This is a genomic window from Paenibacillus tritici (assembly GCF_013204885.1).
In the GTDB taxonomy this organism is placed as follows: Bacteria; Bacillota; Bacilli; order Paenibacillales; family Paenibacillaceae; genus Paenibacillus_AQ; species Paenibacillus_AQ tritici.
In genome coordinates this window covers 51,566-73,080 of record NZ_JABMKX010000022.1, presented here as the reverse complement: position 1 = coordinate 73,080, position 21,515 = coordinate 51,566, and the positions used below count along the sequence as shown (strand labels likewise).

General features: G+C 52.8%; 22 protein-coding genes. 15 read left to right on the top strand and 7 right to left on the bottom strand.

What is annotated here, in order from left to right; genetic code table 11:
- Window positions 1-117: 117 nt before the first annotated feature.
- A complete protein-coding gene (locus HQN87_RS28255; protein ID WP_173140105.1) occupies window positions 118-1,344 on the top strand; it encodes an MFS transporter in 1,227 nt (408 codons plus the stop codon).
- 112 nt (window positions 1,345-1,456) lie between these two features.
- Here the strand turns inward: HQN87_RS28255 and HQN87_RS28250 are convergent, their stop codons facing one another.
- Window positions 1,457-2,587 carry an alpha/beta hydrolase gene (locus HQN87_RS28250; RefSeq protein ID WP_173140103.1) on the bottom strand — a complete coding sequence of 377 codons (1,131 nt, stop codon included), beginning with the start codon at window positions 2,585-2,587 and terminating at the stop codon, window positions 1,457-1,459.
- 27 nt (window positions 2,588-2,614) lie between these two features.
- Window positions 2,615-3,274 (bottom strand): TetR/AcrR family transcriptional regulator, encoded by a 660-nt coding sequence (locus tag HQN87_RS28245; protein ID WP_173140101.1) that lies wholly within the window; start codon window positions 3,272-3,274, stop codon window positions 2,615-2,617.
- 220 nt (window positions 3,275-3,494) lie between these two features.
- Between HQN87_RS28245 and HQN87_RS28240 the strand changes: the two genes are divergently transcribed.
- The 3 genes from HQN87_RS28240 to HQN87_RS28230 are packed head-to-tail and all read left to right on the top strand — an operon-like array spanning window position 3,495 to window position 5,990.
- On the top strand, window positions 3,495-4,238 hold the full coding sequence (locus HQN87_RS28240) for a metal ABC transporter ATP-binding protein (protein ID WP_211724021.1): 744 nt from the start codon (window positions 3,495-3,497) through the stop codon (window positions 4,236-4,238).
- Entirely contained in the window at window positions 4,231-5,073 is an 843-nt protein-coding gene (locus HQN87_RS28235; protein ID WP_173140097.1) for a metal ABC transporter permease, read from the top strand. Before HQN87_RS28240 ends, HQN87_RS28235 begins: the two co-directional genes overlap by 8 nt.
- Window positions 5,070-5,990, top strand: a complete 921-nt coding sequence (locus HQN87_RS28230) for a metal ABC transporter substrate-binding protein (RefSeq protein ID WP_173140095.1) — start codon at window positions 5,070-5,072, stop codon at window positions 5,988-5,990. Before HQN87_RS28235 ends, HQN87_RS28230 begins: the two co-directional genes overlap by 4 nt.
- 84 nt (window positions 5,991-6,074) lie before the next feature.
- Here the strand turns inward: HQN87_RS28230 and HQN87_RS28225 are convergent, their stop codons facing one another.
- A complete protein-coding gene (locus tag HQN87_RS28225; protein WP_173140092.1) occupies window positions 6,075-6,746 on the bottom strand; it encodes an O-methyltransferase in 672 nt (223 codons plus the stop codon).
- Window positions 6,747-6,871: 125 nt separating this feature from the next.
- Between HQN87_RS28225 and HQN87_RS28220 the strand changes: the two genes are divergently transcribed.
- The 4 genes from HQN87_RS28220 to HQN87_RS28205 all read left to right on the top strand — a co-directional run bounded on the left by HQN87_RS28220 (window position 6,872) and on the right by HQN87_RS28205 (window position 9,397).
- Window positions 6,872-7,768: a LysR family transcriptional regulator gene (locus HQN87_RS28220; protein WP_173140090.1), complete on the top strand. Its 897-nt coding sequence runs from the start codon at window positions 6,872-6,874 to the stop codon at window positions 7,766-7,768.
- An 87-nt stretch (window positions 7,769-7,855) separates the two neighbouring features.
- Window positions 7,856-8,344: a DUF2975 domain-containing protein gene (locus tag HQN87_RS28215; protein WP_173140088.1), complete on the top strand. Its 489-nt coding sequence runs from the start codon at window positions 7,856-7,858 to the stop codon at window positions 8,342-8,344.
- 10 nt (window positions 8,345-8,354) lie between these two features.
- Complete coding sequence (locus HQN87_RS28210) at window positions 8,355-8,570, top strand: helix-turn-helix domain-containing protein (protein ID WP_173140086.1); 216 nt, start codon at window positions 8,355-8,357, stop codon at window positions 8,568-8,570.
- A 29-nt stretch (window positions 8,571-8,599) separates the two neighbouring features.
- On the top strand, window positions 8,600-9,397 hold the full coding sequence (locus HQN87_RS28205) for a DUF817 domain-containing protein (protein WP_173140149.1): 798 nt from the start codon (window positions 8,600-8,602) through the stop codon (window positions 9,395-9,397).
- Here HQN87_RS28205 and HQN87_RS28200 read toward each other — a convergent pair.
- A complete protein-coding gene (locus tag HQN87_RS28200) occupies window positions 9,345-10,472 on the bottom strand; it encodes a saccharopine dehydrogenase family protein (protein WP_254075703.1) in 1,128 nt (375 codons plus the stop codon). The genes HQN87_RS28205 and HQN87_RS28200 overlap by 53 nt on opposite strands.
- A 125-nt stretch (window positions 10,473-10,597) precedes the next feature.
- On the opposite strand from HQN87_RS28200, the gene HQN87_RS28195 reads away from it, so the two are divergent.
- Window positions 10,598-11,659, top strand: a complete 1,062-nt coding sequence (locus tag HQN87_RS28195; RefSeq protein WP_173140084.1) for a helix-turn-helix transcriptional regulator — start codon at window positions 10,598-10,600, stop codon at window positions 11,657-11,659.
- Window positions 11,660-11,802: 143 nt separating this feature from the next.
- Here the strand turns inward: HQN87_RS28195 and HQN87_RS28190 are convergent, their stop codons facing one another.
- The gene (locus HQN87_RS28190) at window positions 11,803-12,345 is read right to left on the bottom strand and encodes an NADPH-dependent FMN reductase (protein ID WP_173140081.1); all 543 of its coding nucleotides are present in this window, start codon (window positions 12,343-12,345) and stop codon (window positions 11,803-11,805) included.
- Between the two features lie 366 nt (window positions 12,346-12,711).
- Here HQN87_RS28190 and HQN87_RS28185 point away from each other — a divergent pair, with 366 nt between their 5' ends.
- The gene (locus HQN87_RS28185) at window positions 12,712-13,758 is read left to right on the top strand and encodes a Rieske 2Fe-2S domain-containing protein (RefSeq protein ID WP_173140079.1); all 1,047 of its coding nucleotides are present in this window, start codon (window positions 12,712-12,714) and stop codon (window positions 13,756-13,758) included.
- A gap of 53 nt (window positions 13,759-13,811) precedes the next feature.
- On the opposite strand, the gene HQN87_RS28180 is transcribed toward HQN87_RS28185, so the two are convergent.
- Window positions 13,812-14,417 carry a histidine phosphatase family protein gene (locus HQN87_RS28180; protein WP_173140077.1) on the bottom strand — a complete coding sequence of 202 codons (606 nt, stop codon included), beginning with the start codon at window positions 14,415-14,417 and terminating at the stop codon, window positions 13,812-13,814.
- Window positions 14,418-14,583: 166 nt separating this feature from the next.
- Window positions 14,584-15,552, bottom strand: a complete 969-nt coding sequence (locus tag HQN87_RS28175; RefSeq protein ID WP_173140075.1) for a quinone oxidoreductase family protein — start codon at window positions 15,550-15,552, stop codon at window positions 14,584-14,586.
- A 165-nt stretch (window positions 15,553-15,717) separates the two neighbouring features.
- On the opposite strand from HQN87_RS28175, the gene HQN87_RS28170 reads away from it, so the two are divergent.
- The 5 genes from HQN87_RS28170 to HQN87_RS28150 all read left to right on the top strand — a co-directional run bounded on the left by HQN87_RS28170 (window position 15,718) and on the right by HQN87_RS28150 (window position 21,507).
- On the top strand, window positions 15,718-16,173 hold the full coding sequence (locus HQN87_RS28170; protein ID WP_173140073.1) for a MarR family winged helix-turn-helix transcriptional regulator: 456 nt from the start codon (window positions 15,718-15,720) through the stop codon (window positions 16,171-16,173).
- Window positions 16,174-16,899: 726 nt separating this feature from the next.
- On the top strand, window positions 16,900-17,235 hold the full coding sequence (locus HQN87_RS33130) for a hypothetical protein (protein ID WP_173140145.1): 336 nt from the start codon (window positions 16,900-16,902) through the stop codon (window positions 17,233-17,235).
- 12 nt (window positions 17,236-17,247) lie between these two features.
- Complete coding sequence (locus HQN87_RS28160) at window positions 17,248-17,913, top strand: TetR/AcrR family transcriptional regulator (protein ID WP_173140071.1); 666 nt, start codon at window positions 17,248-17,250, stop codon at window positions 17,911-17,913.
- Window positions 17,906-19,204 carry an MFS transporter gene (locus HQN87_RS28155; RefSeq protein ID WP_173140069.1) on the top strand — a complete coding sequence of 433 codons (1,299 nt, stop codon included), beginning with the start codon at window positions 17,906-17,908 and terminating at the stop codon, window positions 19,202-19,204. The genes HQN87_RS28160 and HQN87_RS28155 overlap by 8 nt, the downstream gene beginning before the upstream one ends.
- Complete coding sequence (locus HQN87_RS28150) at window positions 19,189-21,507, top strand: ABC transporter permease (RefSeq protein WP_173140067.1); 2,319 nt, start codon at window positions 19,189-19,191, stop codon at window positions 21,505-21,507. The genes HQN87_RS28155 and HQN87_RS28150 overlap by 16 nt, the downstream gene beginning before the upstream one ends.
- Window positions 21,508-21,515: the final 8 nt, after the last annotated feature.

Below are 21,515 nucleotides of genomic sequence, written 5' to 3'. Positions count from 1 at the left end.
TTATAATGACCATGTACATCCCTATGAACGGAATTCTGCGATTTTACGCCCCCTTAACATGCTTCATATGTTCGCGTGATATAACTGAACCAATCGGTTATTGGAGGAGAAGATTAGATGAAGCTGAGTAAAGAGGAGAAATCATGGATTCTGTATGACTGCGGTAATTCTGCCTACTCAATGGCGGTGACTACGGCGCTTTTGCCCATTATCTTCGGCATGTTTACGACTGTGGGCAGCAGTATGGATTTGGGCTATTTCAATTCCATCGCCAGTATTCTGGTCGCCGTCCTCAGTCCAATCTTGGGGACGATTGCCGATTACAAGGACCGGAAGAAGCGCTTCTTCATCTTCTTCGCTGCGGTTGGCATACTCGCTACCGCCTCGCTGGCCTTCGTATCCCCGGACAGCGGGCAATGGCAGCTGCTGATTGCTTTTTACATTCTGTCAGCGATTGGGTTCGCCGGGGCCAATATCTTCTATGATTCCTTCCTCGTCGATATTACAGAGGATGAGCGGATGGATAAGGTATCCACCAGAGGGTTCGCCTTCGGTTATATCTTCAGTTGTATTCCGTTCGGCATCAGCCTGCTGCTGATCTTCATGCTGGGGATGGACAAGGCTATCGGCTACCAGATCGGATTCATCCTTACGGCGCTCTGGTGGGGGCTGCTCACGGTACCGATGATCCGGGATGTGAAGCAGAGATATTATATCGAGCCGGAACCTAAGCCTGTAGTCCAGAGCTTCAAGCGGCTGGCCGCCACCTTCAGGAATATCCGCCAGCACAGGATCGTCTTCATTTTCCTGGCTGCTTATTTCTTCTATATTGACGGGGTAGATACCATTATCAAAATGGTGGTGCCGTACGCGACCTCGGTGCTGGGCGGGGATTCCCTGGACACCTTCACCCTGCTGGGCATTCTGCTTATCATCCAGATCATTGCCTTTCCGTGTGCGATTCTCTACGGTAATCTGGCCAAAACCCACTCTGCCCGCAAGCTGATTATCGTCGGGATATTTACTTATATCATTTCCTGTATTGCCGCCTTCTTCATCACCTCGGTGTGGCATATCTTCATTCTCGGTGCGCTGATCGGCTCGGCACAGGGCGGCATCCAGGCGCTCAGCCGGTCCTATTTCGCCAAAATCATTCCGAAGGAGAATTCTAATGAATTCTTCGGCTTCTACAATATCTGCGGCAAGTTCGCGGCCATTCTCGGTCCGGCGCTGATGTCATTGACTACGACGCTAACGGGCGATGCCCGCTTTAGTATTTTAGCGATTATCCCGCTGTTTCTGATCGGCTTCTTCATCTTCATCACATTGCCTAAGGGGAACTGATCGTCATATCCAACGATGCGAAGAGCCGGGTACCCGCGTAATAGGGTTACCCGGCTCTATGTCTATACGGCCTGCTCTTTGAAACTGCTTATCAGCAATCTCTGAGATTATGTCACTTGCTCTGCGTCTTCCTGATTAGGTCCACGCCATCGTAAGCCAGACCTTCCACACTTGCCGCCTTCTGCAGGATATAATGATCACAAAAGTTCGCCGTATAGTCTGTAATAAGATTTCGCATCTCCATAGCATCCCGTTCGCCTCGGAGCTTCTCGTTCACGCTGGTAAACACGATGTCGCAGTAATCTAAATGCCCTACACGGTCAACGGAGAAATAATAGGTCTCCCTGCTATTGTTAGCGCCAATGATCGCATTCATATTATAGTTAGGTTCATTATACAGCAGCAGGAAGGGGGTCTTAAGGTCGCTGTCCTGAAGGCCGAACGCCCCGCTATCCAAGCCAACCCCGCAGGCGAACCGCTTGTCGTCCCGGCAGACCATCGCCGTCGTAAGCCCTCCATAAGAATGTCCGGCGATGCCCATGCCGGTATCAAGCAGCAATCTGTCCTTGAAGATGGAATTCAGTTCTCCAGAGTCCAGCTGGTAGAGATAATCGGCTACATGTCTCACATCTTCTGCCTGTAATTCACTATACTCTGTTAACTTGGCAAGTACCGGCAGTGCCAGCACCTTACGGCACATGGCAATGGCCGTCTCGTCGTCAGGACGCATCTCCATCTTACCAGCCAACGCCAGCATCTCCGGATCTTGAGAGAACTCCATAAGGACATCCGAAAACTCCTTGGATACATTATACAGGCGCCCGTCTGTACGCTTATACATCGTGCTATTCGGATGGCCGATGCTTACCACGACATATCCCTTGCTTGCCAAATCTGTACACAGCACTGTACCCCATTCCGGAGAACCGCCCCCGCCGCACACATAGAATAACACCGGATAGCGCTTGTCCTTCGCGGAGAGAGCAAGGTCGTCGTAACACCGGGTCTTGAAGTCTATAGTGAAAATATCCTCAGTGACAAGCGGCTGATCCTTAAGCAGCCCGTAGACTTCTGGAAACATGTACGCTGATGTAGTCTTACCTTCGCTGCTGTCAGCAGGATAGTATACAAACGCCGTCAGTTCTCTTGTGGAGTGATCGGATGCCGTGTACTCCAAATCCATCTGAGTCCGGCCGACAGTATATTCGCCTACAGGTTCTGGAAATACGTCATAAGTTCTCATGTGCTTGTTCCCTCCAGTGAATGATTTCTACTCCTTGGCTGGCTTGAGCTTGCTGAGCATTTCAGCATATTGTTGATCTTCAAGCAGCCCATGACCCATGAAGTCAGCAAAGTACTTGTTAATCTTATGTTGCAGCGCAGCGTCCTTAATGGCGAATTCCCTATGAAACATAACTAAATTAAACTGCATCGACTCGAACATAAAAGCAATCAGGTCGTCGTCAATATCAGGCCGGAGGTATCCGTCAACCCTCATCCGGCGTAACATGTCCTTGATTAAGGGGAACGACTCGCCCTTCAGCACCTCCAGATATACTTTAAGCAAAATGTTCTCGGGAATGGTTAAAAAAGTTTCAGTGAGTCTGATTTCCAGCTCATTCAGCGGCTCGGTCAGGGTGCTATTCACGTTACCAAATAAGCCCGAAAGGAAAAACGGAAAAAGAGAATCTTCCGTATGGTTCTTAAAATACGCAGCTCTTTTCCGGGTCAAATTACGTATTAACTGACAATACAGGTCATCTTTGTCTTCAAAATACCGGTAAAAGGTTCCGGGGTGCATGGACAAACGATCCAGAACCATCTTCATCGTGATATCCTCGTAAAGATGATCAACAAAAAGCTGCATAGCACTATTAGATATCTCCTCGCGCCTGGCTTCATCTAAACGAAAGAAAGTATTTTTGGGCATAGCTTCCTCCTTTAATTGAAGTGTGAACTGATTCACACTATAACGGAAATTCATTCACATTTCAAGTTATGCTCCATTAAAATTTGAAATACCGTTGACAATTTGCCTATGCTCAAATATATTAGTAACAAGAATAAAAGTTTCCCAAGGGAAACATATATGTAGAAGAGAAACATTAGGCGCATAAATAAGCCTGACGAGAAACGGGTGGTTAAATATGATTCAGATTAAAGGATTAAACGTTGATTATTTCGGCAATTCAGCGCTGGAGGGAGTAACCCTGGATATTCCCTTCGGGCACTCTGTAGGCATTATCGGACCCAATGGAGCCGGGAAATCCACCTTCATTAAGGCGCTGCTGGATGTGATTAAGAAGAGAAGCGGAACGGTTAAGGCCGACGGGAAGGACATCTCCCACTACAGACGCAAGATCGCCTACGTGCCGCAGAAGAACGACATCGACCTGACTTTCCCCATTACGGTCAAGGATACGGTGCTGACGGGAACCTATCCTAACCTGAAGCTGTTCCGGCGGCCGGGCAAGAAGGAGAGAGCGGTTGCGGAGCGCTGCATGGCGATGGTCGAGATCAGTGATCTTGCCGGTAAGCAGATCAGTAATTTGTCCGGCGGGCAGCTTCAGCGCGTATTTATTGCCCGGGCGCTTGCGCAGGAGGCCAGCGTATTTTTCCTGGATGAGCCGTTCGTCGGCATTGATATGGTCAGTGAGAGAATCATCGTTAACCTGTTCAAGCAGCTCCGCGGGGAAGGGAAGACCATCCTGGTGGTGCACCATGATCTGCATGAGGTCGAAGAGTATTTCGACAAAATCATTCTGCTCAACAAACAGCTGATCGCCTTCGGAGATGTGCAGGATACGTTCACTACGGAGAATATCCGCAAAGCGTATGGTAATTCCTTGGGCAATGTAATGATTCAGGGCGCAGGAGGTGCCGGTCATGATTGATGCGATTTCAGATCTGCTGAACATCCCGGTCTATGCGATTAACGCCGGATTATCTGCCATCATCCTCGGAATCGTCTCGGGGGCGCTTGGAAGCTTCATTGTGCTGCGCAAGATGTCGCTGATGGGAGATGCTTTATCTCACGCTGTACTTCCGGGTGTGGCCTTGTCTTATATCCTCGGGATCAACATTCTGCTGGGAGCTTCATTGTTCGGCCTGTTAGCAGCCATTCTTATTCAATTTATTACCAGCCGCAGCAATATTAAGAGCGATACCTCCATCGGCATCATTCTCAGCTCCTTCTTTGCCCTCGGTATTGTCCTGATTACCTTTGCCCGGAGCGGGCTGGATCTCACTCATATTCTGTTCGGCAATATCCTGGCCGTTCCGCAATCCGAGCTGCTGCAATCCTTCATCATTATGCTGGTTGTTATTGCAATCATAGCGCTGCTATACAAAGAGCTGCTAATTAGCTCGTTCGATCCGGTGGTGGCGAAGGCCTACGGGCTTAAGACGGGTTTCTATCATTATCTGCTCATGATGCTGCTGTCTGTGGTGACCGTCTCGTCCTTGTCCCAGGTCGGGATTGTGCTGGTCATCGCCATGCTCGTTATTCCGGCAGCCACCTCGTATCTGTGGTCCAATTCCTTGCTGCACATGATCCTGTTAGCCTCTGCGGTCGGAGCGGTCTCGGGCATCATCGGCGTGTATGTGAGCTTCCGCTTCAATCTGCCGACAAGTGCCACAATTGTGCTGGTAGGAGTCACCATGTTCAGCATTTCATTCATCGTATCGCCCAAGAATAATTTTCTGCGGAAAGGATTGAAGCAAGCATGAAACTAGTCAAAATGCTGTCTGTATCCCTGGTAATTCTGCTACTCGCTGCCTGTTCCAATACCAGTAAAGGGGAGGCGGATGACGGCAAGCTGCAGATCGTGGCCACCTATTCCATCATCGCGGACATGACCCGGAATATCACCGGAGACAAGGCGGAGGTCTACAGCATGGTTCCTATCGGCACGGACCCGCATATGTATGACCCGCTGCCCGCAGATACAGGCAAGGTCTCGGGTGCAGATCTTATTCTCTATAACGGCTTGAATCTGGAGACGGGGAAGGGCTGGTTCCAGGATCTGCTCCAGGTGACGAAGAAGACAGAGGCCGCTTTTGCCGTCTCGGAAGAGGTAACACCGATGTACCTAACCGAGAAGGGGAAGGAATCCCAGGTTGACCCTCATGCCTGGCTGCACCTGCAGAACGCGATCAAGTATGTGGATGTGATCACTGCCCGTGTAGTCGAACAGGACCCGGAGAATAAGCAGTATTATCTCGATAACCAGACCGCCTACGTGAAAGAACTGACGGAGCTGGATCAATATGCCAAGGAAGCCGTGAACAAGATACCGCAGGAGAAGCGGGTCCTTGTGACCAGTGAGGGAGCATTTAAATATTTCTCCAAGGCCTACGGCTTCGAGTCTGCCTTCATCTGGGAGATCAATACCGACAGCCAGGGGACGCCGGAGCAGATGAACCGGATTATCGGCATCATCAAGGATAAGCAGATTCCTGCGTTATTCCTGGAGACGAGTGTGAATCCCAAGACGATGGAGACCATATCGCGCGAGACCGGAGTGCCGGTCCACTCCAAGATTTTCACCGATTCATTGGCCAAAGAAGGGGAAGACGGAGATACGTACCTTAAGATGATGAAGTGGAATATTGATAAGGTGATTGAGGGCCTGTCGAAGGGATAGGCGGATGCCTGTGCAAAAAAACCTGAAACCACAAATAACCCGCAGAGCAGGATAAGCATTGCTATCCTTGCCTGCGGGTTATTGTCATGCGGTGACAATGCCAAGGACGAATCCGTCATATCCCTTGCTGCCTACCGTCTGAATTGCAGTGGCTTCTATCCGCGGCTCCGCAGCGAGCAGATCCATGAACTGACGGACGCCTTGGACACGGTCATCTGTACTGTCCGCCTGAATGACCTCGCCATCCCGTACGACGTTATCGGCTACAATCACCGCTCCCGGGCGGGCCAGCTTGAGCGCCCACTTCAGGTAATGGGGATTGTTCGGCTTGTCGGCATCAATGAAGATGAAGTCAAAAGGCTCGCAGCTCCGGGCTTCCAGGGCCGCCAGCGAATCCAGTGCCGGGCCTTCAATCACTTCGGTCTTGTCTGCCAGTCCCGCCATTCTCAGGTTGTCCTCAGCCACGACAACATGGTCGTGCTCGAATTCGAGGGAAACCAGGCGTCCAGTCTCCGGCAATGCCCGGGCCAGCCAGATTGTACTATAGCCCCCAAGCGTGCCGATCTCCAGGATACGGGCGGCTCTGCTCATCCTGGCCAGCAGATACAGCAGCTTCCCCTGATTCGGAGCGACATCAATCGCCGGCAGTCCGGCACCCGCATTCGCATCCAGCACGGCGTCCAGCACCGGATCTGCTGCCAGCAGCCTGTCATTGAAATACCCATCAACCTTGCTCCATTTGTTCTGTTCTTCCATGTGAATCACTCCGTTTGTATATGAGTTGTATTGGAACTGCTTTAAATATAAAATATAATGATCCATAACACTAATATATGTTTTTATGATTTACATACATTTATATTATGAATTGAGGGATGTTTATGAATATACATGCGCTGAGGCTGTTCTATTATGTGGCAGAGACAGGAAGCGTCACGAAGGCGGCCGCCCGGCTCAACATCAGCCAGCCGGCGGTTACCAGCCAGATCAAGAGGCTGGAGAAGGACCTCGGCCTGCCGTTGTTCCATCCCAGCGGACGGGGCATTTCGCTTACTCTCTTCGGAATGGAGCTGGCGAAGCAGGCGGGGAATCTGTTCACTTATGAAGCACAGATTGAAGAATATGTAGAGGATTACCGCCAGGGGCGCAAGGGCAGGCTGCGGATCGCTGCTACGTATCTGCCGGCCAATTTCCTGATTCCCGGCTGGGCTGCCAGGTTCAAGGCCGGGCATCCCGGGATCGAGATTGAGATAACAACCACCAATTCCCAGCAGGCATTCGAGCAATTGCAACGGCATGAAGCTGACGTTGCCTTCTATGGGGGCGGAGCCAAGGAGAAGCCGGAGGATGTGGACTGGCTGGAGCTTTTGGAGGATGAGCTGTGGTTCGTGGTTGCTCCTTCCCATCCTTATGCGGGCCGTACGGTGTCCCTGACGGAGATGATGCGGGAGCCGTTCATCATGCGCGAGGAAGGAAGCTCCACACGGGAGCGTCTGGTCGCGTTATGTACGACCTATGGCCTGAAGCCGCCGCAGGTCACCCTGCAGTTCAGCGGGCTGGGCGAAGCCATCCGTTCGGTCATGGCAGGGTATGGGGCGAATTTTATCTCCTCGCTCGCCGTGCGGGAATATGTGGAGTGGAAGCAGCTGTCCCGCGTATATGTGGAAGGGATTCAGCTAAGCAACAAGATTGCAGTCTGCACGCGTAGGAACGAGACCCTTCCGGCGGCGCTGCAGCAGTTCATTGAGCTATGCCGCCAGTCCCTAAACAACAATTAAATATTATTATTCAATCTAAATATATTGATTAACGATAAATATTATGTTAAATTGAACTCACCATTAATGAGTGAGGTGCTTTTCTTGATGACACGTAAACCAGCTTCAACGACTTTTTTGAAGGCCGTGATCCTTCTGCTGGCCCTGGGTGCGCTGGCCTTGTGCATCTTTGTGGTCCCGGCAATCGCCGGCTTTGCCGCTGAGCTGTATCCCGGGCAGGCTTATCTGAAGGTGCTGGTCATGATTGATTTATTTGGGGCGGCTGTACCTTTTTACATTGCGCTCTATCAGACCTTCAAGCTGTTAGGGTACATTGACCAGAATATGGCCTTCTCGGATGCTTCTGTGCGGGTGCTGAAGAATATCAAGCACTGTGCAGTCGCCATCAGCGGAATGTTCGCCTTGGGTATGCCGCTGTTCTATCTCATGGCAGAGAAGGATGATGCCCCGGGGATTATCGTCATTGGAATGATTTTTATTTTTGCCTCGATGGTAATCGCCGTATTCGCGGCTGTACTCCAGAAGCTTTTGAAGGATGCTATTGATTTGAAATCTGAGAATGATCTGACAGTCTGAGGTGATGACCATGGCGATAATAATTAATATTGATGTGATGCTGGCGAAACGGAAAATGAGCGTGACCGAGCTTACGGAGCGGGTGGGAATCACGATGGCGAACCTGTCCATCCTCAAGAACGGCAAGGCGAAGGCGATCCGCTTCTCAACGCTGGAGGCGATTTGCCGGGCGCTGGATTGCCAGCCGGGAGATATCTTGGAATACACACCGGATTCTGTTGAATAATGGGGGCCGGGAGCAGGAGGAGAAGCATGTTGACATCCCTTACACGGCTGCTGCACTTCGGGTATCATCAGGCGATGAGCTGCATTTTTCCTGTAGCGATCTTTGGAACGTTAACGCTGACCCGCACCATCGAACTGCCGTTCATCCACCGCTATGACCTGATTCTGCTGATCCTGCTTACTGTGCAGTACCTGATGTACCGGAGCGGGCTTGAGACCCTCGATGAGATTAAGGTCATCTGTGTGTTTCATGTGATCGGCCTGGTGCTTGAGATTTATAAAATAAGAATGGGCTCATGGGCCTACCCTGAACCCGGGTATACGAAGCTGCTTGGCGTTCCGCTGTACAGCGGATTCATGTACGCAAGCGTGGCAAGCTATATGTGCCAGATCTGGCGCAGACTGAAGATGGACATGACCGGCTGGCCGGGGCTTGCCGCTGCGGGACTGCTGGGCGGAGCGATCTACCTGAACTTCTTCACCCACCACTTCATTCCCGACTTCCGCTGGTGGCTGACGGCACTGGTAGTGGTTGTGTTCTGGCGGACCTGGATCATCTACCGGGTGCAGGGCAAGACGTACCGGATGCCGCTGATCCTGGCCTTTGCCATTGTAGGATTCTTCATCTGGCTGGCCGAGAATATCGCCACCTTCCTGGGTGCCTGGAAATACCCCAACCAGCATGAGACCTGGCGGCTGGTCGGCTTCGGCAAGATCAGCTCCTGGTTCCTGCTGGTAATTATCAGCGTCATCATTGTAGCCCAGCTTAAGCATGTTAAGGCCGGGTTGACCGGGTCCAGTAAGTCGCCCCGTCCAGTGCGTAAGTGAACGGGGGCCCGCTGCCGTCAGCGTCTGCCGGAAGCAGCGATAAGGCTTCCCCTCCGGTGTGGAGAGTGAATAGCTGTTCAATATGATAGACCCCGGGCTCGGGAGCGGCCTCGTAGAGTCTTAGAACAACTCCGGCTGCTGTTGCAGCGGTAATAGCTGCTTCATGTACACCTGTAATCCCGTATTCAATGGCCGCAGGTTTGCCGTCTTTCGTTCCATGAACATCCACTTTGACAGCGAAGCGGTCCGAGCCGAACCGGAAGCGGCCGAAGGCCCGGACCGCGAGACTACGGAGTGTTCGGTTGCGCAGCAGAGTGGACAGACCGGAGCGGCGCAGCAGGGCTGCGGCTGTGGTGATGCTGCGGGAATCGAAGCAGAGACGGGTGGAGACCGAGGGGACGCCCAGTGTCAGAGGCAACGTCATCTGATCCGGGAATGGAAAGCGGTAGGCGGTATGCGTCCACAGATCAAAGCCGAAATCAGCGACTTTGCCGTCTGTGAAGCTCGAGACTCTGCGCGGTTTGCCTTGTTCAGTAACCTCAAAGGCTGCACCCAGATGGTCCACCGTCCATTCCAGCGCGGCTTGGCCGTGGCTGTCGCCGAGGCCCAGCATGATTGAGATGTCGATCTTCTCGGTGTGGTCCAGCTCCTGTGCAGCCTTGGCGGCAAGCAGATTGGTCAAGCCTGGAGCCAGGCCGACACTCAGCAGGGCTGCGGCCTTGAAGCCATGCTTCACAGGGTCCAGCTTCTGCAGGCTGGTCAGGAACCCGCCGCTAGCCGAGACATCTACATAGTGAGTCCCGCTCTGCAGGCAGGCTTCCGCCAGCCGGGTGTCCTGCTGGTCCAGACACATTACGACCAGCTTCATATGCTCCAGCAGCTCCGGGTCCAGCGGCCCGTCTGCCGACAGCCGCAGCGGCTTCACCTGCCCGCCGGTACTGCGGGAGAATTCCCCGGCCCGGCTCAGATTCCGGCCAGCCGCATAGACCTTTCCAGGATACTTCGCTCCAAGAATCCGGCAAATTTGTGATCCGACATGCCCGTAACCGCCGATAACTACAATATCTGTTTTCATGATAGAATCCCGTCCTAACTGGTTGATTGCAGAATCTGCGATTTCCTTAGAATTACGTATCATTATCCGGGTTATGCCTGCGATAGACTATCCCACATTTGTGGGATTATCGGAGAGGACAGAAGATGAACAAAATGATGAGAAGCATTCAGCAGCTTGATCCTGCACGGGGCGGACCGTTCCTGAATTCACAGCAGTACCGGGAAGCGGTGATTGCAGCGCTCCGTTTCAGTATTCCGTTTGCTGCGGCTTGTTGTACTACAGTAGACCCGCATACGCTTCTAACTACGGGGGCGGTAACGGAGCAGGGGCTTGAAGCGGTTCATTCAGTGCTGTTCGAATATGAGTATCTGCATGAGGATTATATGAAATATGAGACATTGGCTGCGGCGGCTATTCCGGTAGCCTCCTTAAGCCTGATTACCGGCGGACAGCCGCAGAAGAGTGAGCGTTACCGCAAGGTGCTGCAGCCTGCCGGATTCGGAGATGAACTGCGTGCCGCGCTGCGGGCAGGCGGGGTCTGCTGGGGATTCCTGACCTTATTTCGCCCGCTGGACCACCCTCCATTCCAGGAGCAGGAATGCGCCGTGATCGCTTCTGTCGTTCCGCTGATCGCTGAACGTCTGCGCGGATATGCGTCTGTCTTTCCGGCGTCTGGAGCGGACAGGGGAGAGCCGGAGGATAACGGGATTCTCGTGCTGAGTGACCGCCTGGTTCCCCAGAGTGCCAATGCAGCAGCTCATTATTGGCTGAAGCAAATCTGGGGCCTGGAGCATCTGGAAGATCGCACACTTCCAGGACCGGTGCGTGCCGTCTGCCTGCGGGTGCTCGCGGAGAGCCATCCTTCCGGGACTGCTCCCTCCGCGGCGCGGATATGCCTTCAGACCGGAGACGGGGCTTATCTGACCCTTACCGCCAGCCTGCTTGGCGGCCCGCAGAGGCTGCTGGCCGTTTCACTGGTGAGTGCCCGGTCTGCCGATGTATTCCGGCTGCTGGCAGACGCCTTCGCCTTAACCGAGCGGGAGAAGCAGCTTGCCGGGATGCTGGCGCTGGGGTTATCGACCAAGGAGCTGGCGGAATCGCTGCATATCTCTGCTTATACGGTACAGGATCACCTGAAATCTATCTTTGTCAAAACCGGTGTCTCCAGCCGCAGAGAACTGATCAGCAGGCTGTTGTCGCGATAGAGGAGAGGGGGGCCGTTCGCGCAGTGTCCACCCAAGTGTAAGTTGATCCTGCTACAAAACAAAGGGCTGACCCCCATGGGTCAGCCCTTATTTCTTACGTCAGCTTAAGATGAATGGCAGCCGGTAGTACTCTGCCGGGTTAATTACGAGCGCAACGTTTTCAGAGCGCCGCTCCAGGCCAGAAGCTGATCGAGCATGGCGTTGACGTTGGCAGTATGCAGGTCAGCCGGCTTGAAGACGGAGCCGTTCTCGAAATCAGTGAACAGCGAGAGCAGCGGATGAACACGGACATCGGCGACCGACAGCTCGCCGAGAATGCCGCGCAGGTGTTCAGCGGCACGGACACCGCCGCCTGAACCATAACTTACGATGCCGGCTGCTTTGTTATGCCATTCATCGCGCGCTGAATCCAGAGCGTTCTTAAGGACTCCGGTAAGACTGTGATTATATTCTTGTACGATGAAGACGAATCCGTCCAGGGTCGCCAGCTTGGCAGCCCAAGCCTGGGCTTCAGCATAGCTGTCACTTTCTCCGAAGAACGGCAGCTTGTAGTCGGCAATATCCACGATTTCATAATTAGCATCTCCGCGCGCTTCTGCAATACCCTTCACCCATTCGCCTACCTGCGGACTAACGCGGCCTTGGCGTGTACTTCCCAGAATAATTCCGATATTAAGAGTTGACATTATAATTCCTCCTCGTATTTGGTGTTCAGTGTTTTGCAATCAGTTATTATGTTTTTATTATAGCTTATAACTTTAATAAAGCAAGTGAATTTTATATACTATTTATTTTACGTGCTTCATAGCCTTTTGATCAGCATAGATCAGTATAGATTGATCTCGGATGCTTCATCATGAGGTTTTAACTTTTATGTCACTATGCATAACATTAATCAGCTGATTTCAGGCTGAATTACAAAATAATCAGTTTTTGAATTGATTTTATATGGAGTATAAGCTTAAAATACATTCAACAAGTCAGTTTATCTAACATATAATTAGATTATCTACATCTTATGTACTTATAGCTAACAGAGAGGTGGGGCAGCCATGATTGAGGAAAAGAAACGGCAGGCAGAATTGGAGCTCCCGCGTGATTGCACCTTCTCGCCTGAAGACTGGCGGATTCTGGCCGGATATTGGTATCCGGTGGCGGCTGCGGATGAAATAAAGGATCAGCCGGTAGCGGTGAAGCTGCTGGATATGAAGCTTGTGTGCTACCGTAGCGGAGATAAGGTGGTTATTGCCCGTGATCTGTGCTTTCACCGGGGAGCCCCGTTAAGCAAAGGCTGGGTGGAGAACGGGGAGATTGTCTGCCCGTATCACGGCTTCCGTTATAGCTGCGAGGGGAAATGTACCGCTGTCCCGGCGCATCCAAGCGCCAAAATCTCACCCAAATTGAAATTGATTGTCTATCCGGCGGTTGAACGTTATGGCCTGATCTGGACCTGTCTGGGAGGTTCGCCGGAGCAGATTCCATCCTTCCCCGCCTGGGAGGACCCGGACTATATCAACATTCTGATTCCGAGCTTTGATATTGCCGGTTCCTCCGGGCGGCAGATGGAGGGCTTCCTGGATGTGTCCCATTTCGCGTACGTGCATACTGCAACCTTCGGAGACCGTAATAATACAGAGGTTCCCCAGTACAAGGTATGGCGTGAAGGGGAGACGGAGCTGGTGGCTGAATATTGGAGTACGGTCAGTAATTACGGCAAGGGGCAGGACAATCCGGCACCGGAAGGCTTCCAGTGGCTGCGTGAGTTCCGGGTATTTGCGCCGTTTGCCGCATCGCTGACCGTCTATTTTCCGGATGAGGGCAGGCTGAAGATTCTGAACTGTGCTTCTCCGGTATCCGCCCGCTATACAAGGCTGTTCTGCCCGATCTCGCGTAACTTTGACAAAAGCGCTCCTGTAGAGGATACGATCAAGTTCAATCTTCAGGTGTTCCAGGAGGACGCGGAGATGGTGGAGTCGCAGACGCCGGAGGATCTGCCGCTGGACCTCCAGGCGGAAGCCCATATTCCGGCAGACCGGACGTCGATTGCTTATAGACAGCTGCTGAGCAGCCTGGGGCTGGGCCAGAATTATACCTCTTAATTCACATCACTTACGCAACTTATGATTCCGGGCGGCAAAATATGTTACTACAGCTACACTGTATAGTTCTCCAGCGTGAGCCTCCACTTCCCGTTCTGAAGCTCGACTCTGTGCAGGCTGGTATAGGAAGCCGGAAATTTACTTCCGCGGTTGTTCCATTCTAATTCTCTGATCATGTGATAAATGATATTAATGACTCCGCCATGCGTAACAATGACCAGGTTATCTTCGGGAGAGCTGCCCGCTTCTTCTGCACAGAGCCGGGTGAATGCTTTCTGAATCCGGTTGAAGAATTCCAGCGGGCTCTCGCCGCCGGGGTAACGCTCGTCCATCCGCAAGCCGGAGAAATATAAGCCGGGGTACCGTTCATTTACAATTTCGTTCGGCATACCGGCGATCACGCCGTTGTTCATTTCTCTCCAGTCCATACTGCGCTGCAGGGGTAACTCCAGTTCTCTTGCCAGCTCACCGGCTGTGTCCAGAGCCCGCTGCAGATCGCTGGTGATTATACGTTTTATATTGAATAAGGTCTGGTTCTCTTTCAGATAACGGCCCAACTTCTCGGCTTGTCTGTAACCCTGGGTCATTAGCCCCCGCTGACTCCATCCGCCGCGGTATCCTTCGTCATCTTTGCCGTGTCTTACCAAATAGATCGCCAATTGCTCTTCGGCCTCCTGTCCTGTGAAGCGTTAGTATGATTCCTTAAGCGGGATGCCCTGCTAAGTTTATCATTCGCTTTCCAGATTTAACAAGAAGAGAAGTTACAATCATGATGGCAAAGCTTGACAATAGCCGGATATAGCTTGCTTGGAGGGGCCCCGGGGTTTACTTATTATGCGGCACGAAGACGATACGCTGCTGACTGTCGGCCGGAGTCTTCCATACTTCTTCAATCCGGGATAGCGGATAAACAACAGGGTTCGCAGTTAGCTTGCCGTCTGCAACCGCCTGGATCAACGCCGGGAATTCTGCCAGATAACCGGCCGGAGTGACAGACCCCTGACCGCTGCCGATAATCTGGAAGTTGGCAGAGCGGAGGGCGGCGGAAGGAATTGGGGCGTCCGCACCGGCAACGGAACCGATCTGAATCCAGGTCAACAGCCGGCTGCGGTCGGACCGGCGGGTCAATATCGGGAGCATGGCTTGCGCGGCAGGTTCTCCCCACAGATAATCGAGCACAATATCAGCGTCGGCTGCGGCTTCGCCAAGGTTCCGGGCAACGGCTGCGGGATCTCCTGCAAGCGATAAGGTTACATCAGCACCAAGCTGGGTAAGTGAACGAAGGCGTTCCGGGTTCCGTCCGGCGGCGATAATCTGACTGGCTCCCATCAGCTTGGCAATCTGGACAGCCATCTGTCCGGAATTGCCGGTCGCTCCCAGAATAAGAACCTTGAACCCGGGCTTAGCCTGAACCCTGCGGCGCAGAGTCACCCAGGCGGACATGGCCGGATTCATCGCGGCGGCGATAAGCACAGGGTCGGCATATGCAGGCAGAGGTACAGCGCGGCGAAGATCAACGATAGTCTGGTCTGCAAACGTCCCTAGAGCCGTATCTGTTGCGACAAAATAGACCAGCTTGCCGTCCGGGAGCCGTCCCACTCCGTCAATACCGGGGATGAGCGGCAGCTCATCGGTACTGGTGTAGTGGGAGCCGTTGGCTTGTGCCCGTACCCGGAGATGTAAACCGGCAGCAAGCACATCCACCAGAGCTTCATGTTCTCCCGAGGGCACCGGGGATTCAACTTCTTCGTATTTCGGACTTGAATCGAATGATCGTACAACAGCAGCGTACATAAATAGGCCTCCATTTGCCCGATCGGGCGTTTTTTTTGTTTGTGGAACAAACTAAAAAGTTTGTAATACAAACAATATAGTTTGTTCCACGTACAAAGTCAATGGCTGCTGTGGTACAATAGTTGCAAACAGGTCTGAACTACAATAAAGTCCGGAGTGAAGCCAATGAGCAATTACGATGATTCATTTGATAAACTGGAGGAACTGTCGATGGTCGACAGCCTTGTACAGCTTTCTTTTGTTATTCAGAACATCCTTGCCAAAATAGGAACGCAGCATGATCTGTCGATCATTCAGATCCGTCTGCTAGGGATACTGCGCGACCGCGAGCCGAGTATGCTTCAGCTGGCCAAGCATCTGGGCCTCGACAAATCCAGTATTACGGGACTTGTGGACCGGGCGCAGCGCCGCGGGCTGGTTGAACGTACCGTTTCACAGAGTGACCGGCGGGGGTTCAATGTGAGGGCGACCCCGGCAGGCTGGAAGATCATCCATGAGGTCGGCGAGCAGATTGAGCGTCAGATAACGCTGGTAACCGAAGGTCTTACCGGGGAGGAAAGGGCGCAGCTTATTGCTCTTGCCAGCAAAATTCTGGTCACCACCCCAGGGGTGAGCCGTTGATTGTATGGGGTGAATAGGGAGTGACCGTTTAAGTAGGGAACGAGTGTTAATCAACGGGACAGTTACAACAGTGAATGGAATTGATATTCCTTTATGCTGTTCATATGCTGCTACCTAAAAGTGTGGAAAACGCCTAAGCAGCGAGATTAGAAGCTGGGAGCAGCGTGGCCACAGGTTTGGTGCACCTGTGGCTGCACTGGCTGCACTGGTTGCACTAGCTGCAAAGCTCGAACTGGCTGTACTGGCTGTGCTGGCCGCACCGGCGACACTGTCCTAGCTGGCTGCAATGCTCGCACTGACTGCACTAGCCGAACTGGCTGCGCATATTGTACTGGGTGCGCTGGTTGCACTAGCTGCAATGCTCGCACTGGCTGCACCTGTAGCCGGAAATAGTTGGATTTTCAGCACTTGTTTATGAGCAAAAGAGAGATTGAAAGGAAGCAGTTGGAAAAACAACACTTAATAAGCTGTAAAATAATCAGAGTAGTGGAAATGCAGGAAATTAAATGACGTTTATACAACTAATCACCTCAGACGCTCAAAAACGTCCCCAATAAGATACGTTTATCCAACTGCTGATTGCGGAGTCAGAGCCCACTGCCGGTTCGCCCGCATTCCAGAAATAACAAGACAATTCCACACGATCATGATATGCTATTATCACTTACCGACAGACAGTCGGTCGGTATATAGATAGATAAATAGGTACTTGATACAGGCGGAGTACTGCAGAACACCACAGATTGCACCAACGCACTACGTTCCGGCGCCAACGCACTACGTTCCGGCGCCAACGCACTACGTTCCGGCGCCAACGCACTACGTTCCGGCGCCAACGCACTCCGTTCGGGCGCCAACGCACTACGTTCGGGCGCCAACGCACTACGTTCTGGCACCAACGTACTACGTCCCGGCACCAATGCACTACGTTCTGGCACCAACGCACTACGTCCCGGCACCAACGCACTACGTCCCGGCGCCAACGCACTAACGTTCCAGCAACGACTAACTACGTTTCAACACACACCAACTACGTTTCGACTAATTACAGCTACACTATAAGGAGAATAGACGATGAGAATTGTAAAAGAAGCGGAAGCCCGCAGAAATGAAATTCTGGATGCAGCAGAGGAGCTTTTCAGCCAGAAGGGCTTCGACGGGACCAGCACGGGCGATATTCTGGGCAAGGTGGGCATAGCCCGGGGAACGCTGTATTATCACTTCAAATCGAAGGAGGATATTATGGATGCGCTGATCGAACGGACGAATGTCAATATTCTCGGGGAAGCGCAGCATATCGCTAATGATCAGAGCATCCCCGTAATCGACCGGATTCTCCGGGTGGTCATGGCGCTGAATATAAACAGTGGAAGCGGCGGCGGCACGGAAATAATGGAGCATATTCACAAGCCGCAGAATGCGCTTATGCACCAGAAGATTCAAAAGGCGATCATCAGCGGCGTTCCGCCGATTCTGGCTCCTATCATCAGCGAGGGCATCCGGCAGGGATTGTTCAATACACAGTATCCGTATGAATGTATGGAGATGGTGGTGATCTATGCGAACACCATTTTTGACAATGATATGGTTGAGTTGACGGATGACCAGCGGATGTCGCGCATCCTGGCGTTTATCGCCAACCTGGAAAGACTGCTCGGGGCCGAGAACGGAAGTCTGATGAGTGTGATGCAGATATTCGGCAGCGCGGAGGGAGCGGAAGGGGGTTCCGGCGATGAGTAGAGCAGATACAGGATTCGGCAGATTTCTGTTTCTGTGGTCAGGACAGCTAATCTCAGCAGTTGGCAGCGGGCTTACCTCGTTCGGGCTGGGCATTTATATCCTGCAGCAGACCGGGCAGGCATCGGCGATGGCTCTGGTTACGCTGCTGGCGTTCATGCCCTCGCTGTTGCTGAGTCCGGTCGCGGGCGTGCTAGCGGACCGCTATGACCGCAGGCTGCTGATGGTGCTGGGCGACAGTCTCTCTGCCACAGGACTGATCTATATTCTGGTCTGCCTGCTCAGCGGGGAAGCACAGCTCTGGCAGGTCTGCGTGGGGGTGACCGTTAGCTCGGTATTCTCCTCGCTGCTTGATCCCGCCTACAAGGCTACCGTTACTGATCTGCTCACCGAGGAGCAGTACACGAAGGCAAGCGGTTTCGTTCAGATCGCCGGGTCCGCCAAGTACCTGATCTCACCCGTCATTGCCGGGCTGCTGCTCGCCGTGTCGGATGTGAAGCTGCTGCTGATTATCGACATCTGCACCTTTGCCATTACGGTTCCGACAACGCTTGCTGTACGCAGCGGACTGGCTTCCAAGAAGGCGGAGCAGGCGCAGGCTTTTATCCGTGAATTCAAAGAAGGCTGGAGAGCCGTTTCCGGTAAACGGGGGGTGCTTGTCCTTGTGATTATGACCTCAGTCATGACCTTCTTCATCGGGTTCATTGAGACACTGTCGATGCCGATGATTCTGGCGTTCTCCAGCACTGCTGTCTTGGGGACGCTGGAGACCGTTATGGCTTCGGGGATGCTTGTGTCGAGTGTGATTATAGGGATGCTGCGGCTACAGAAGAATTTTGTCACCATGCTGTCGGTGTCGCTGTTTGCCTCAGGACTCAGTATTGCGGCGTTCGGACTGCGTGAGAATATTGTGCTGATTGGAGTTGCGGGGTTCCTGTTCTTCGCCATGCTGCCCTTCACGAACACGGCCCTCGATTATCTGGTCCGCACCAATATTGACAATTCCGTGCAGGGCAGAGCCTGGTCACTGATTGGACTGCTCTCCCAGCTTGGATTCGTTGTGGCCTATATGCTGGCGGGAGTGCTGGCAGATTACGTATTTACGCCACTCCTGGTGACAGGCGGGGTGCTTGCGGACAGTGTCGGCAGAATAATCGGCACCGGCAGCGGCCGGGGGATGGGATTCCTCATTATCATCGCCGGGCTGCTGTTAAGCGCCGCTTCCGTAATAATCTATCAGCTTAAGTCTATAAGAAGCCTGGAGAGCAGAGGTGAAGTATGTACTACCGAATAATCCGGAATGATATCCGCAAAAGCAAAGCAACCACATTAACTACGATGTTATTCGTCGCTGCCGCAGCAATGCTTGTCTCGCTGTCGGCTATCCTGATCGTTAATCTGACCGGGGCGATTGATACGCTCATGACGCAGGCCAAGACGCCGCATTTCCTGCAGATGCATTCAGGGCAGCTGGATAAGACGCGATTGACGGCGTTCGCGGAGCAGAACCGCAAGGTTGAAGAATTTCAGGTACTCGATTTCCTCAATGTGGAAAACGCGCAGATTGTCATCGACGGCCAATCGCTGGCCGACAGCGTTCAGGATAACGGCTTCAGCACGCAAAGCGGGGCCTTTGATTATCTGCTGGATCTGGACGGGAAGGTGATTACGGTACAGGACGGCGAGATTTATGTTCCGGTCACCTACATGAAGGATGGCTCGGCGAAGACCGGGAGTACCGTAAGGGTTGGAGACAAGAGCTTCAGTGTAGCAGGATTCCTGCGGGATTCCCAGATGAATTCGCTGCTCGCCTCGTCGAAGAGATTCCTCATCAGCCCGGGGGATTATGCGGAGATTCAGCATTCCGGCAGCACGGAGTATCTGATTGAATTCAGACTCAAGGACTTATCCTCGCTTGGAGCCTTCGAGACAGAATATACCGCAGCGGGGCTTGAAGGCAACGGCCCGGTGATCACCTACCCCTTGTTCAGGGTGCTGAATGCGATCTCTGACGGGCTGATGATTGCCGTTATTCTCATGGCGAGCGTGCTTGTCGTTATTGTCGCCTTCCTGTGTATCCGGTTTACCCTTCTGGCGACCATGGAGAGCGATTACCGTGAGATTGGTGTCATGAAGGCGATCGGCTTACGTGTCTCAGATCTGAAAAGGTTGTATCTGGCAAAATACGCAGCAGTTGCCGCTCTGGGCAGCATCCTCGGCTTGGCGTTATCGTTCGTCTTCAAGGGCCTGCTGCTTGACAATATCAGGCTATACATGGGCGAAAGCGGGAATCCTGCACTGGCCTTGGCCTGTGGAATCCTTGGCGTACTGCTCGTATTCCTTACGATTGTTGCTTATGTGAACAGGGTGCTGAAGCGTTTCCGCTGGATCTCTGCGGTAGAGGCCATCCGCTTCGGCACCGCGCAGGAGAAGCCTGCGGGCTCCGGAAGGCTGACATTAAGCGGCAACCGGCTGCTGAACACGAATGTGTATCTTGGCCTGAAGGATGTCTTATCCAGGAAGGGTCTATACGCAACGATGCTTGCTGTTCTCGTAATCTCTTCCTTCATTATGATTGTTCCCCAGAATCTCTACACTACGATATCCTCCCCGAGCTTCATTACCTATATGGGCATCGGAGACAGTGATCTGCGCCTGGATATCCAGCAGACCGGCAATATTGAGGAGAAGACGACAGCTATTGCGCAGGTGATGGAGAGCGATGTGATGATCTTCCGCCATGCGGTGCTTACCACCCGGGCGCTTAAGGTGAAGCTGGAGGATGGAACCGAGGAGCGGCTGAAGGTGGAGTTCGGCGATCATTCTTTTTTCCCGGTAGCCTATTCGGAAGGGCGGAGACCGGAAGCAGCGAATGAAATCGCGCTCTCCGCCGTGAATGCCAAGGAACTGCGCACCAAGCCCGGTGACTCGCTTACCCTCCTCGTTGACGGAGAACCCAGAGCGCTTGCCGTAAGCGGAATCTATTCGGATGTGACCAATGGCGGCAAAACAGCCAAGGCCGTATTCCCTGTGAATTCAGCGGAGGTGATGTGGTCCGTTATCTATGCCGAGCTGGCAGATTCATCGCTGGTCAGCAGCAAAGTAACCGAATATGCCGAACTGTTCAATTATGCCAAAGTATCAGGAATTGATGAATATGTGACGCAGACCTTCGGCTCTACCATAAGTTCAGTAGGCAAGGCTGCATGGGCGTCCATGGCGGTGATGCTGCTGATCAATGTGCTGATTACGCTGCTGTTTATGCGTATGCTGGTGGCCAAGGACCGGTATTCCATTGCCGTCATGAAATCCCTTGGCTTCCGGAATTCGGAGCTGACGGCGCAGTATTACGCGCGTTCGGTAGTGGTGCTCATCGTCGGGGTTGTTCTGGGCACCCTGCTGGCGAATACCCTGGGGCAGCTTCTGGCAGGAGCAGTTATCTCTTCGTTCGGCGCTTCGTCGTTCAAGTTCGTGGTGGACCCGCTCTCGGCATATGTGCTGTGTCCGCTGATCATGACAGGCTCCGTATTCATTGCCACGATTATCGGCACATCGGGAATCGGACGAATCCAAATATCCGGGAACATTAAGGAGTAGATCATGCA

Excerpts from the sequence above, each read along its gene's own strand:
- HQN87_RS28150 (WP_173140067.1), top strand. The coding sequence starts at position 19,189 with ATGTACTACCGAATAATCCGGAATGATATCCGCAAAAGCAAAGCAACC.
- HQN87_RS28225 (WP_173140092.1), bottom strand. The coding sequence starts at position 6,746 with ATGGAAGAACAGAACAAATGGAGCAAGGTTGATGGGTATTTCAATGAC.
- HQN87_RS28155 (WP_173140069.1), top strand. The coding sequence starts at position 17,906 with ATGAGTAGAGCAGATACAGGATTCGGCAGATTTCTGTTTCTGTGGTCA.
- HQN87_RS28255 (WP_173140105.1), top strand. The coding sequence starts at position 118 with ATGAAGCTGAGTAAAGAGGAGAAATCATGGATTCTGTATGACTGCGGT.
- HQN87_RS28185 (WP_173140079.1), top strand. The coding sequence starts at position 12,712 with ATGATTGAGGAAAAGAAACGGCAGGCAGAATTGGAGCTCCCGCGTGAT.
- HQN87_RS28250 (WP_173140103.1), bottom strand. The coding sequence starts at position 2,587 with ATGAGAACTTATGACGTATTTCCAGAACCTGTAGGCGAATATACTGTC.
- HQN87_RS28195 (WP_173140084.1), top strand. The coding sequence starts at position 10,598 with ATGAACAAAATGATGAGAAGCATTCAGCAGCTTGATCCTGCACGGGGC.
- HQN87_RS28175 (WP_173140075.1), bottom strand. The coding sequence starts at position 15,552 with ATGTACGCTGCTGTTGTACGATCATTCGATTCAAGTCCGAAATACGAA.
- HQN87_RS28230 (WP_173140095.1), top strand. The coding sequence starts at position 5,070 with ATGAAACTAGTCAAAATGCTGTCTGTATCCCTGGTAATTCTGCTACTC.
- HQN87_RS28160 (WP_173140071.1), top strand. The coding sequence starts at position 17,248 with ATGAGAATTGTAAAAGAAGCGGAAGCCCGCAGAAATGAAATTCTGGAT.
- HQN87_RS28245 (WP_173140101.1), bottom strand. The coding sequence starts at position 3,274 with ATGCCCAAAAATACTTTCTTTCGTTTAGATGAAGCCAGGCGCGAGGAG.
- HQN87_RS28200 (WP_254075703.1), bottom strand. The coding sequence starts at position 10,472 with ATGAAAACAGATATTGTAGTTATCGGCGGTTACGGGCATGTCGGATCA.
- HQN87_RS28215 (WP_173140088.1), top strand. The coding sequence starts at position 7,856 with ATGACACGTAAACCAGCTTCAACGACTTTTTTGAAGGCCGTGATCCTT.
- HQN87_RS28170 (WP_173140073.1), top strand. The coding sequence starts at position 15,718 with ATGAGCAATTACGATGATTCATTTGATAAACTGGAGGAACTGTCGATG.
- HQN87_RS28235 (WP_173140097.1), top strand. The coding sequence starts at position 4,231 with ATGATTGATGCGATTTCAGATCTGCTGAACATCCCGGTCTATGCGATT.
- HQN87_RS28210 (WP_173140086.1), top strand. The coding sequence starts at position 8,355 with ATGGCGATAATAATTAATATTGATGTGATGCTGGCGAAACGGAAAATG.
- HQN87_RS28190 (WP_173140081.1), bottom strand. The coding sequence starts at position 12,345 with ATGTCAACTCTTAATATCGGAATTATTCTGGGAAGTACACGCCAAGGC.
- HQN87_RS28220 (WP_173140090.1), top strand. The coding sequence starts at position 6,872 with ATGAATATACATGCGCTGAGGCTGTTCTATTATGTGGCAGAGACAGGA.